General features: G+C 60.3%; 9 protein-coding genes and 1 tRNA gene. 2 read left to right on the forward strand and 8 right to left on the reverse strand.

Annotated elements, in window-relative coordinates; translation table 11 throughout:
- Nucleotides 1-34: 34 nt before the first annotated feature.
- Complete coding sequence (locus G1C95_RS09540) at nucleotides 35-2,422, reverse strand: HAD-IC family P-type ATPase (protein WP_169172724.1); 2,388 nt, start codon at nucleotides 2,420-2,422, stop codon at nucleotides 35-37.
- Nucleotides 2,423-2,683: 261 nt separating this feature from the next.
- Entirely contained in the window at nucleotides 2,684-4,603 is a 1,920-nt protein-coding gene (locus tag G1C95_RS09545) for a S1C family serine protease (RefSeq protein ID WP_169172725.1), read from the reverse strand.
- A gap of 232 nt (nucleotides 4,604-4,835) precedes the next feature.
- On the opposite strand from G1C95_RS09545, the gene tgt reads away from it, so the two are divergent.
- Nucleotides 4,836-6,125 (forward strand): tRNA guanosine(34) transglycosylase Tgt, encoded by a 1,290-nt coding sequence (gene tgt / locus G1C95_RS09550; RefSeq protein ID WP_169172726.1) that lies wholly within the window; start codon nucleotides 4,836-4,838, stop codon nucleotides 6,123-6,125.
- A gap of 205 nt (nucleotides 6,126-6,330) precedes the next feature.
- Nucleotides 6,331-6,416 (forward strand) — tRNA-Leu (locus G1C95_RS09555).
- An 82-nt stretch (nucleotides 6,417-6,498) separates the two neighbouring features.
- Here G1C95_RS09555 and G1C95_RS09560 read toward each other — a convergent pair.
- The 6 genes from G1C95_RS09560 to yddG form a co-directional block, all read right to left on the reverse strand.
- Entirely contained in the window at nucleotides 6,499-7,665 is a 1,167-nt protein-coding gene (locus tag G1C95_RS09560; protein WP_169172727.1) for an ABC transporter permease, read from the reverse strand.
- A complete protein-coding gene (locus G1C95_RS09565) occupies nucleotides 7,662-8,384 on the reverse strand; it encodes an ABC transporter ATP-binding protein (RefSeq protein WP_335341426.1) in 723 nt (240 codons plus the stop codon). Before G1C95_RS09565 ends, G1C95_RS09560 begins: the two co-directional genes overlap by 4 nt.
- A gap of 15 nt (nucleotides 8,385-8,399) precedes the next feature.
- The gene (locus G1C95_RS09570) at nucleotides 8,400-9,722 is read right to left on the reverse strand and encodes a peptidoglycan-binding domain-containing protein (RefSeq protein WP_169172728.1); all 1,323 of its coding nucleotides are present in this window, start codon (nucleotides 9,720-9,722) and stop codon (nucleotides 8,400-8,402) included.
- A gap of 27 nt (nucleotides 9,723-9,749) precedes the next feature.
- Entirely contained in the window at nucleotides 9,750-10,652 is a 903-nt protein-coding gene (locus tag G1C95_RS09575) for a hypothetical protein (RefSeq protein WP_169172729.1), read from the reverse strand.
- 427 nt (nucleotides 10,653-11,079) lie between these two features.
- Entirely contained in the window at nucleotides 11,080-11,538 is a 459-nt protein-coding gene (locus tag G1C95_RS09580; protein ID WP_169172730.1) for an Hsp20/alpha crystallin family protein, read from the reverse strand.
- 325 nt (nucleotides 11,539-11,863) lie between these two features.
- Nucleotides 11,864-12,805 (reverse strand): aromatic amino acid DMT transporter YddG, encoded by a 942-nt coding sequence (yddG, locus tag G1C95_RS09585; RefSeq protein ID WP_169172731.1) that lies wholly within the window; start codon nucleotides 12,803-12,805, stop codon nucleotides 11,864-11,866.
- Between the last annotated feature and the right edge of the window lie 75 nt (nucleotides 12,806-12,880).

Consider the following 12,880-nt stretch of genomic DNA (forward strand, 5'->3'; position numbering starts at 1 on the left):
ACGGCGAATCGCAACAGGGGCCGACAGCGGAATATCACTGCGATTCCTTATCCACCAAGGCCATCAGCGACCACAGAATCGAAACCACATCAATGGCCTCCTGCAAGAACGCACCGACCACCACAGGGATGAGGTTGAACGCGGCGGCGATCATGCCGATCAACGCCAGGCCGAGGCCCAGCAGCACGGCTTGCAGCATCACCGTCTTGGTACGGCGGGCGATGGCGATGGCGCGCGGCACGCAGGCAATGTCGTCGTTCATGATCACCACTTGCGCAGATTGCGAGGCAGCCGTTGACGTGCCGTCGGTGATGGCCATGCCGATGGTCGCGGCGGCCAGCACCGGCGCATCGTTCACGCCGTCGCCCACCATCATCGTCACGGCTTTGCTGTCGCGCACGGTGGCTTCGCGCACCGCAGCTACCTTGTCTTCAGGGAACAGTTCAGCATGCACCTCGTCGATACCAACCTCCTGGGCGATGACGGCCGCCGACGCGGCTTTGTCGCCGGTGAGCATGGTCAGTTCGCCTACGCCCAGCTTGTGCAGCCATGCCAGTGCCGATTGCACATTGTTGCGCGGCACGTCACGCAGCACGATGCGCGCGACCAGCACGCCGTCGATGGATACATAAGTGGCCATTTCGTCCGCCGCCAGGGGCGCGAAACGCACGCGAGGCACCGTTGTTTCGCCGTTCGTCGCGGCTTTGGCTCCAGTCGTAACGCCAGAAACCGTATTAGCCGCAGCCGTAGCAGTTGTGTCACCGACCGCGCTCACCGCAGCACCACCAGCCGGCACAACCGGCTGGAATCCGTCGGCACGGGCACTGGCGAAAGCCAAGCGACCGACGCGCACCACATGGCCGTTCACCTCGCCGCTGACGCCCTTGCCTGCGTCCTCGACGATGTTCTTCACCACCGGATAATCGCGGCCATGGCCCGGCATATCACGCTCAGGGCACTGGCGCTGTCCAGCGGCATACCGCCCGTTAAGACGGTTCATGGCTTCAAGACCGGCCGCAGCGATGCCCTTGGACAGAATATGCACGGAGTAGCTTTCGACCACGCCCGCCATCATGAGCACATGATCGTCGTTCAGCGTCTGTGGCCGCTGTTGCGCAGCCGTAGAGGCCGACGCTGGCCCACCATTGCCGAGCGCACTATTATCCAACGCAGTATTGCTCAGCGTTGCATTGCCCAGCGCAGTATTGCCCAATGGACGGTCGACGCGCACCACCTGCGGTTGTTTGACGGTAAGCGTGCCGGTTTTATCAAAGAACACGTGATTCACGCGCCCAAGGTTTTCGAGCACATCCTGTGCTTTGATCAGAATGCCTGCCTTAGCCAATCGCCCAGTGCCAGCCACATAGGCCACTGGCGCGGCAATCAGCAGCGGGCATGGCGTGGCCAGCACCAGCACCTGCGCAAAACGCAGCGGCGTGCCAGACACGGCCCACGCCACGCCAGCGATGATGAACGCCAATATAGTGAACGGCACCGCAAGCCGATCGGCGGTTTTCACCACGGCCGGTCGCGATTCCTGCGCAGAGGCCACAAGCTCCAGAATGCGCTGATACTGCGAATCCTTGGCCACTTCGGTGGCGCGCATGGTCAGCGTGGTGGATCCGTTCACCGCTCCGGACATCACACGCGCACCGGCGAATACCTCGCGCGGCACAGGCTCTCCGTTGATATTGGATAGGTCGAGCGTGGCCGAGCCAGACAGCAGTTCGCCGTCCACCGGCACGGTTTCGCCGGGCAGCACAATAAGCACGTCGCCCAGCGCCACTTCGTCCACCGGCACCGTGCGGAAATGGGCGGACGACTGGCTGTTGTGATTCGCTTTCGTGCGCGCTGCAGCAGCCGAAGCTACAGGGCGGAAACCGTCGTCGGCTTTGCCGCTTTGTTCGGCATCGCCAGATTGTCCAGATTCCCCGGATGCTTCAGAGGTAACAACTCTGCCATCGCCAGCTCCTGCACCAGCACCCACGCCCGGCAGCGTGGCGATATGTGCGATCTGCGGCGCAGCTTGCATCAGCGCGGTCAGATTGCTTTCGGCTTTACCCTGCGCGTATTCCTCAATGGCCTCGCCCGAAGAAATCATGAGGGTAACGGCCCAAGCCGCCCAATATTCCTGCACGGCGACAGTGCTGGCAATGGCCACGACGGCCAGCAAATCAACGCCCACCTGACCATGGCGAATATCGTCGATCATGCCGCGCACAGTGTCGATAATCGTGTACACAACCAGCGCGATAACAATCCACTGGCCCACGCCGGGATTCACCGGCCAATCCAACTGCCCCCACGGTCGCCAAGTGGGACACACTATCAGCGGAATCGCCGCGAGGATAACGATGGGCAGCAGCGGTACGCGACGGCACAGGTCAATAATTTTAGTGAAGATAGAGATGATTCGACTCATCAATTCTCCTTACGCTCGTATACGGAGCCGGACGTCGAGGCTTTCGCCCGCGCCGGCACTGCAGTCACGCCTTGTTAACCCACCGGCGTCATTGCCAAGGCACTAAGCCCGAGCGCGACCTTCCGATACACGGCGTAAGAATGTCATATTCAGTTATCGGTGATTACCGTACCAAAGGTCCGGCAAAAACACAAAACCCGCGGCGAAGCGATGTGCTTGCCGCGGGTTTCGCGCTATGGTGCCGTTAGTAACGGCTTGGGTTTACCACAGACCGAACGGATCGTACAGGCCGCCGCCGTCACCGTAGGGGCTCTGGCTGTTGCCGTCCTGATCCTGCTGATCCTGCTGATTCTGCTGGTTCTGTTGGTTCTGGTTGTTGTTCGACTCAGAGCGGTTGGAACCGTTGACTGCGGATTCCTCCTGATCAAGAGTGACTTCCACATCCATGGTCTTGCCGTTCCTTACAAGGGTCAGGGTCGCCTTGTCACCGAGGGCTGCCGCGCGCACGAAGCCGAGCAATGAATAGTTGCTGCTCACCGCGTTGCCGTTGAAGGCCACGATGGTGTCGCCGCTCTTGATTCCGGCCTTGTCGCCGGGGCCGTCGGAGACCACGTTGGAGACCTGGGAGCCGGCGCGGGTCACGCCGTCAGCGGTGACCGTGGTGCTCTTGATGGTCACGCCCAGCGCCACATGCTTCACGGAGCCGTCCTTGACGATCTCTTCGGCCACGCGCTTGACCAGGTTCGAGGGGATGGCGAAGCCGATGCCGATGGAGCCGGCGGAGCTGGACGAGCTGGCAGTGGAAGCGATCGACGAGTTGATGCCGATCACCTGGCCAGCCGCGTTGAAGGTCGGGCCGCCCGAGTTACCCGGGTTGATGGCCGCATCGATCTGCACGGCGTTGGTCACGATTTCGGAGTTGTTGTCGTCCATCACGCTCACCGGGCGGTTAAGCGCGGAAACGATGCCGGTGGTGGCTGTGTCGTCATAGCCGAGCGGGTTGCCGATGGCCATCACGCCTTCGCCCACGGCGAGCTTGTCGGAGTCGGCGAATTCCACAGCCTTCAAGTCGCTCGGCGGGTTGTCAAGCTTGATGACGGCCAGATCGGTGGTGGTGTCGGTACCGACGACCTGCGCGGAATACATGGTGCCGTTGGACAACGTCACCGTGATCTGCTGAGCGCCGGAAATCACGTGGTTGTTGGTCACAATATGACCTTCAGTGTCGAGGATCGCACCAGAGCCCTGTGCGGTGCCGTCGCTGGTTTGGGTGGTGATGGCGACCACGGAATCGGAGACGCTGCTAGCCACTGCCTGCCAGTCGGCGGCCTCACCGGACTTGGCGGTAGCGCTGCCGGAACCGGACTTATTCGAGCTCACATTGCTGAGCGAATTGGAGGTCGGCACCTTGACCCAACCGTTGGTGATGGCAGCAAAGCCAAGGCCGAGGCTCAGCGCCACGGCCACCACGGCGGCAATCACTGCGGAAAGAATGCTGACGGCGGTTTTCGACATGCCGCGCTTGGCCGCGGCCGGCTGGCCGTCGGGGCCGTTCGGAACTCCGGGAGCGCCAAACGGGCCTGTTGGAGGCTGCTGGCCACCGTTGTTGGCACCGTTCTGCCCATTCGGATTGATGAAGGGGTTGCCGTTGTTCTGCGACTGAGCGTTTTGCGCGTTCTGCTGGCCGGCCGGCGTGGAGAACGGGGTATTGGTGAAGTAAGGGTTGCGATTGCCGCCCTGGGGCTGCTGGCCGTTCTGCGAAGCAGGAGTCTGCGGCTGGCCGCCGAACGGGAATCGCTGGGTTGGCGCGTTCTGCGGGTTCTGCGCATTCTGTGCGTTGGTAACCGAGGTCGGAACCGGGCCATACGCACCGAATTCGGGGGCAGGGCGGTAAAGCGGCGCGGTCGGCTGCTCTTGTGCGCTGGGCTGCTGGCCCATATTGATCGGCTGGGTCGGCGCGTTGGAAACCACGGTGCTTTCGCCCTTAGCGGACGCGTAGTCGGGCGCGGGCTCGGAGGTGACCGGAGTCTGAACGGCGGTATCGCCACCGTTGGTTTCATTGTTAGTAGTGTTGGTATTGGTAGTGTTGTCGGCGTTGGCGGCGGTTGATCCGCCACTGGTGGTCGGCTGGTTCTGGTCGCCGTTCTCGGCGTTCCAGGTGCCATTGGTTTCGTCAGCCATTGCTGCTCCTTTGTCCTTGTACGTTGAACGTCTTGTGTGGTGCGGCGCTTGCTTCATCCGCCGCTTTCGTTCGCTACCTATGTAGTAAAGATATCCGCTCTGGAAGTTTCCTGAATGTTAGTTGGAAGAAATAATCGAATCTTCTCGCAACTCACAGGGCAAGCCGCCTAAACCCCTCAATTTCGGCCATCAATCGATGCACAGCTCCCCCTGTTCGCCTAAAGTGAATCATATGACAGACCTGCTTGAGCACCCACGCGGAGCCGAGGCCGGCAAACCCGGCGACCGCAGCGCATTCTCCTTCGAAACCATCACCCGTTTGTCCCCCAGCGCGCAAGGCCTAGGGCGCGACGGGGCCCGATATGGGCGCACCGGCATCATCCATACGCCGCACGGCGACATTCGCACGCCTGCTTTTGTGCCGGTGGGCACGCAGGCTGCGATGAAAGCCGTGCTGCCTGAAACGATGAAGGAGCTTGGTGCGCAGTGCATGCTCGCCAACGCCTTCCATCTGTTCGAACGCCCCGGCGAAGACGTGCTGGACGCGGCCGGCGGTTTGGGGCGTTTCATGCACTGGGATCGGCCCACTTTCACCGATTCCGGTGGTTTCCAGGTGCTTTCGCTGGGTGCCGGTTTCAAAAAGACGCTGGCGATGGACGTCACCGGCATGAAATCCGACGATGTGATCGCCAAAGGCAAGGAACGTCTGGCCTTCGTGGATGAGGACGGTGTGACCTTCAAATCGCCGCTGAATGGCGACAAGCACCGGTTCTCTGCTGAGATTTCGATGGGCATCCAGCACAAGATCGGCGCGGATATCATGTTCGCGTTCGACGAACTAACCACGCTGATGAATACGCGCGGCTACCAGGAGCAGTCGGTGGAGCGTACGTTCCGTTGGGCCAAGCGGTGCGTGGCGGAGCACGAACGACTCACTGCCGCACGCTTGGGCAAGCCGTATCAGGCGCTGTATGGCGTGGTGCAGGGCGCGAATTATGAGGATCTGCGCCGGCATGCGGCCGAGCAGATCGCCTCGCTGGACTTTGACGGCGTGGGCATCGGTGGTGCCATCGAAAAACGCATCATAGGCAACACCTGTGCGTGGATCTGCGATGCGATGCCCGAAAGCCGGCCTCGCCACGTGCTCGGCATCGCCTCGGTGGACGATATCTTCGCATGCGTGGAGAACGGTGGCGACACCTTCGATTGCGTGGCCCCCGCGCGCTGCGGCCGCAACGGCGCAATCTTCACCCGCTTCGGCCGCTACAACATCAAACGCGCCGAACACAAGCTCGATTTCGGCCCGCTGGAGGAGGGCTGCGACTGCTACACCTGCCGCAACTATTCCAGGGCCTATGTGGATCATCTGCTGCGCGCCCGCGAAATCAACGGCTTCACCCTAGCCACAATTCACAATGAGCACTTCTTCGTGAAGCTGCTCGACGACATCCGCGACTCCATCGACGGTGGATATTTCGAAGAATTCCGCGACGAGTCGCTGGCGCACTTCTACGGGAAGTAGGAGGAGGGCTGCCTGTACGGCTCATGTTGTGCGCTGGTTTGCGGGTGGTTCAGTTGGGTTATAAGGATAGCTCCGCTGGGCGAAAGCCCACTGGGCTTTCGCTATTCCAGCTCGTGTCGCGCCGTGACTTTCCTTTCAGGAAAGTCACGGCGCGACACGCCAATTTGCCTACCGCACCCAGTAGTGGTAAATTGTCCTTTTGTCTGCGAGTGTGGCGGAATGGTAGACGCGCTGTCTTCAGGTGGCAGTGAGTGTATGCTCGTGGGGGTTCAACTCCCCCCACTCGCACCAGCAAGAAAAGGCTGGAACCGAAAGGTTCCAGCCTTTTTGCTTTTCGCTCGCACATACGGCAAAAGAGCGCGTCACCCTCAGCTCAAGTGGAGCGCAACAACTCCGCAGGATTGACCTTCGTGGCCTGCACGGCGGGCAGTGTTCCGGACACTGCTCCAGCCACCGCCCCCAGCACAGGTACACCCAGAACCGACACAGGAAGAAGAAACCGCCATCCGTTGGCATAAGCAATTACAGCCGCCGCCTGTGCGCCGACGAACATCCCAAGCATGCCGCCAGCCAATCCCAGTAGCATCGCTTCCAGCAGAAACTGCGCGGCGATATGCCATGCAGGCATACCAAGGGCGAGGCTGATGCCAATCTCCCTGCGTCGCTCGGACACGGCCATCTGCATCGTGTTGATGATACTGAACGCGGTCACGCCGACCATCACACCAGTGATGATGCCGGCGGTAGTTTCGGAGTCCTCAAGAAGACCGGCCCGCAGCCGCGCCGGGTCGGATGGGGCGCGCACGGCCACCGTCTCGGGATCGGAGGGCAGCAGCGCCACAGGCAGAGCCTGTGCCACACGTGTCACGGAACCGTCCTCCACAGCCACGTGCATGACACGTTGCATCGGCAGTATGCCGAGCATGCGCGCGGTGTCCGGCCCCATGATGACGGCTGTGGAGAGCGCGGAGCGTCCATCTGCGTCCTGTATGGTTCCCGTCACCCTGAGTCTGACACCGCCTATGTCCACCGCCGCGTCGGGCTGTGCCATGGTGATACCAAGTTGTCGCGCGAGCCTAGTCCCCAGCAGCACGATGCGGTGGTCGTTGGACGGATCTTCGTCCGGGGGAAGAGGCAGTCCCGCAGTCAATGCGGCACCACGTGCTTCCAGGCCTTCCATCGAAGCGATGGCGGCGCTGGCCGACACAGATATCCCCCATGCGGTGGACGACACGTCCAAGGAGACGCCGGAACCGTCGGGAATGTTGAGCGTACCGGCCTCGATCACTTGGGCAATACCGTCAAGGCGCGCCGTCAGTTCACGTTCATTCAATTCCCAAGCCGAGGTCGGCAACGTAACCTCGACAGTGGAATCCTCCATGTCGAGGAAGCGTTGCGCGGTGCGGTCACCGGATGCTAGGCCTATGCCTTGCAACGCGACCAGTGTGGCCGCGCAGAACAGCACGGCGAGCATCGACAGCAGGTTCCTGCGCCATCGGCGCGCCAATGCCAGTAGCGCGCATGTCACGGGGTTCGTCATCCTTCCCCCTCCCGGACCGTTCCATCGGCAACATGTAACCGTCGGTGGCAAGAGCGGGCCACGTCCTCGTCGTGGGTGACGACGAGAAGGGTGGTGTCCCCTGCCGTCGTACGATGCAGCAGATCCACGACGAGACGTGAGTTAACGGAATCCAAGTTGCCGGTAGGCTCGTCGCACAGCAACAAACGAGGAGGGCTGGCGATGGCCCGGGCAATGGCAACACGTTGCCGTTCTCCGCCAGAGAGATCCGCCGGCCAGGCACCAGCCTTGTCCGCGAGCCCTACAAGGGCAAGCGCCCGTTGCGCCAGTGTCCGCGACTGCACTCCCCTGATGCCTTTGATAGCAAGCGCATAGCGGACGTTTTCCTCCACTGTGAGGTGATCAATGAGATGGAAGGCTTGGAACACAAAACTCACATATTGACGCCTCAGCCGGTTACGCACACGAGGTGGCGCGTGTCCCGCATCCATTCCGTCCAGCAGGACCATGCCGTCGGTGGGGCGATCCAGCAGGCCGATAATGGCAAGCAACGTCGATTTGCCGGATCCCGACGCCCCGGTAACAGCTACAGATTCTCCAGCATGCACGTCAAGACTGGCATGACGCAAGGCGACGCTGCTCGGTGGGAACGTGCGGCTGACGTTCACCAACCTGAGCAGAGGTATATCGACGTTTGTTTCTTCCCCGCCATTGCCGCGTCTTCGGCTATCTTGGTGCACTTCTTATCCCATTGGTTATTGCGACACATCGCCGGCCGTCCCTGTCCCATCGGCCGCAGAGACTTCTCCGGCCGCACCAGCGGAGGAGCCATCGGTCGGGACGATGACAACCATGCCTTCCTTAAGGTTCTCTCCACTGATCTCGCACTCACCCTGATAGCAGAAGCCCATTTTCACGTCCACCCTTTCACCGTTCCGCTGTTCCAGCCAGCGCGACGTGCCATCGCCCCGCAAGGCGACGACATCGGTGACAAAGGTATTCTCGGCGCTCGCCCCTAACGTGACGGTGACCATGGTCTCACCTGGATCAACTGGCAACGACACACCCCGAGCATCGGCAAGACATACCCACGTACGATCCTCGACCTGCCGCTCGCTGGCGGAGTCCGAAAGACTCGACGCTGAAGCTCCTGTCGATGCGCCGCCCTCCAAATCATCACCCACTGCGTTTTGTGGCGAGGCACAAGAGCCTCCCAGAGTCACTGTGGCGGGCTCACCTAGCAGTATCGTCGCTTCCTTGCCGGCGAGCACAGTGACATCAGGCACGTCGACTTTGAGGAAGCCGACCATATAGTCGCGGGCGACGGTTTCCATTCCGCACAGCTTGTCCTGAACTTGCTGCCCGGCAATGCCGCAAGTGGTGACGGCGCGAAGCGGCAGCTGGCTCGCAAACACGACCTGCCCCTGGGGTATGGCACTGTTCTTCCAGTCGGCGCTGGCGAGTTCGGCGCCGGAGGCGTCCACCGTGGCGAATCCCAAGTTCCGCATGAAGTGGTACAGGGCAAGAGCCGTGGATTCGCCGTAGGTTCCGGCTTCGTCGTATGACACATAACCGAGGCGCCCCAACGCCGCCTGAAGCTGACGCACGTCCGTGCCACTCATGTTGGGAGCCATAGTCCGGTAGGCCGGCACATCGCCTTGCATCAGCAGGACGGGACGCTCATCAATGGTTCCGATGACGTTGCCTTCCGCTGCCTCCGCGCCGGCGACAAGACCGTTGCGGGTCACGGTTCCCGTAGCACGCACCGTAATCTTGCCGTGAGACGAGGCCTCGAGACGACCGGTGGCGTTGTGACGAAGTGTCGTCCTGCGCACCGTGGTAGTCACCTTAATGGGTTCGGGTTCGGTCTCGCGTTCCCATTCCGCCCGGATACCAAGGGTGGCCACGCATGTGCCGACGACCAGCATAAGCGCCAGCAATGCGCCAAGCAACACCGATCCCAGTCTGGATGGCGCACGATTGTTTTTCTCCGCTATAGCAACGTCTGGCGTCCCACTGCCGTCGAAACCGCGCTCCTTGCCGCCGGATGCGGCCTTGCCCCGCGTCGTGTGTCTCATCTTGCCCCCCACTACAGCCCGTGCCCATCAGGGGGCCATGAGACTGTCAAAATCCGCCTGCCCGTTAATGACTTGGTTGGCCTTGCCAAGGGCTTCTTCCAATGTTTCATACCGAGCCAGCAACGTCGCCTCATTCGCAGCCATCCACGCGCCAGCGTTGCGTTCCATGGCCATGTCAATGCGTTCCATGATCCCAGCCTCACTTTGACATGCATAATCCTGCCGAGCCATGGCCTGCTCCTCGGCGTTCGGAGGTTCGTTCCACGCACGGTATCTGCCGAACCGTTCGCCGGCGAGTTCGCCGGCCTTCAGTCCCCTCAACGGATAGCCGGCCTTTGTCATGCACGGCGCATAGACATCGGTGATCGCTTTGCGAACCTCACCGTCATCCAAAGACGTGCGCGTCTGTTCGTTCGCCATCTCGTTAAAGGTGTTGAGCACCTCGTTGGACTTCTCATAGGATCCAAACAACGCGGCGTATGCTTGCGCCGCACAACTGCCGAAGAAAGATTTTTCGTCAGAAATGTCCCCAATCACCTCATGTTCGTAGCGTTTCCGATCCTCGGCTCCCAAGGTTTTCTCGAAATCCTCCTCAGAGAAATCCCCCTCGACTTGGTCCATGGTCTGCATGCTGTATCCCAAGGACACAGCCTCCTGTTCGCTGCGAAAGATACCTCCAACATCCGCATATCCTTGAAGCATCGGGATGGTCGAGTAGTCCACGGGAACGTCGAAACCTCTGCTCCGAGCGCACTGCTGCCGTAGAATGCCATAGGCTTGCATAATCTCCGGGTCGATGGTGACGAGGTCACTAGTCGCCTTCACCACTGAATCGGATACCTCGGCTTCCTGAGCATTTCCGCACCCTCCAGCCCCAACTGCCAGCGTCACGGCGAGAATCGCGAGCACCACCTTCTTCAAATGCTTCATTGCATGCTCCTTGTATGAAAGGAAAAGAAGTTATGGACACTGACGAACCCCATGTCAGATAGTGCAGCTTCCCAACTACCAGCAAGCTGTAGACATAATTTATGTTACGCCTTTCAAAACATCGACACACCTTATCCCCGTGCGTAATGCATCTCACGGTGAACCGGCAATAAGATGAGGCGAGCAGACTCAAACAACATCGCTCCATGTCTCTGGCAACAACATCATGCCATCAGCAGCACGCTACAAAGTCAAGCAAAATGAATCAGAAATGGATATCACAGGGATACCCATGGTCATCCACGCCATGATCCGTCATGTTAGGCTCCACCGCACCGACATAGGGCACTCTGATACGCAATCACATACGGCAAAGGGCCGAAACCTTGCGGTTTCGACCCTTATCAAACAGTCTTAAGCTGTGGAATCAGCCTTCGATGGCAATCTGGTGCTTGGCCTCGACCTGCGGCTTGGCTTCAGCCTTCGGCACTTCGAGGCACAGCGTGCCGTCCTTGTAGGAGGCGTGGATATCGGATTCCTTCACGTCCTCGCCCACATAGAAGCTGCGGGACACAGAGCCGGCGTAGCGTTCGCGGCGCAGCCACTTGCCGTCCTCGCCCTTGTCTTCGTGAGAGCCGTCACGATGCGCGGACACGGTCAGATAGCCGTTCTGCAGTTCCAGATTGATATCGTCCTTCTTGAAGCCGGGCATATCGATATCAACATCGTAGCTGTGCTCGTTTTCCTTCACATCGGTGCTCATCAACGCTTGCGAGGGCATGCGATCGGCAGCGGTGTTCGCAGCCTCACGCCATCCCGAGAAGAACGGATCATCGAACAGATCGGAGAACATTGTGTCATTCATCAAAGCCGGAAACATTGCCATAATCCATACTCCCTAGTTGGAGCTGGAGCGGTTTGGCTTGCCGGCCAGAACCCCAAGCCCCTGCACCTTGCGGCACAAGCCCAAGCGATCCGGCCGGCTTTTCGTAGCCGTTCCCGGAACCCCTCACCGGGGCTCCATCGTTTTCCTTGTTCACTTCACCCAACATTCCGAGGCAAAGGTCATTCCGGAATTATTCCCACAGCAAAATCATGTCTGATGTCACTATGTAGCGACAGTTTCCCTCAGCCTCTTCGGTTATTCGGATCATTCCGACCGTCCCTATTCACAGGCTCCCCAAGCCCAATCGTTGGGAACTTGCCGAAATCTAGCGGCGGGATTGCTTGCGCTGAGCTATGTAGTTGAGCATGGAACCTGTCACCACGAGCGCCACGCCCACCCAGAACGGCAGCGACAGCGACAATCCCAGCAGTACCGTGCTGGCTGCGGTCGACAGCACCGGCGTGGCATAGGACGCGACGGCCAACGTCTCCATCGAGCCGCGCAGAATGCCATGGCCCCAGCAGGCATAGCCGCCACCGATGGACACAGCGGCAATCAGCACGAACAACCAATCCACCACGTTTGGCGCGACAACCGGCATGCCTTGCCCTGAAGCGAAGTGAATAATCCACAGCGCCACAGCCACACAGGGGAAGAACAGCGACGTACCATCCACTCCGCGTGACAGGGCGGGGGTGAACACCGCATACACCGACCAGGCCGACGCCCCCATAAACGCCAGCGCATACGGCAACGGGTTGGAGATAATGTGCTGGGCCGCCGCGCCCCAGTCCAACCCGGAATTGCCGCCGACCGCAAGCATCACGCCGCAGGTGGCCACAATCGCACCGGGCAGCACCTTAAGCAGACCATGCCGCCGGCGCGAAACAATCGCAGTGAGCAGCACCATCATGGTGGGCCACAGATAGTTGACCAGGCTCACCTCCACCGAAGAGGCAGCGGTGGATGCCAGTCCAAGCGACAGCGAAATCGAAGATTCGTAGAACACGAACAATGCGCCGCCGATAATCAGGTATCGTTTGGGAAATTCCTTAAGCGGTGCGGGACGCCGGAATATCAGCAGTAATACGCTGCCAACGGTATAGATCAGCGCCGAACCAAGCGTGGCACCAAACGCTTCAGCAACGATGCGCACAGTGCCGGCCATCAAGCTCCACAGGGCGATTGCCAGCAATCCTACGCTGGTGGCCCGGCTGGAAATCACATGGCTTCCAGCCGGAAGCCGATTGTTGTTGATACCCGCCATAATCCCCTCGCATACGAACATGTTCCTACGCAATACAGGGACACTCTATCGACCACGACCTACCGCGCCAACCCA

This window comes from Bifidobacterium oedipodis (assembly GCF_012932425.1).
GTDB classification, from domain to species: domain Bacteria; phylum Actinomycetota; class Actinomycetes; order Actinomycetales; family Bifidobacteriaceae; genus Bifidobacterium; species Bifidobacterium oedipodis.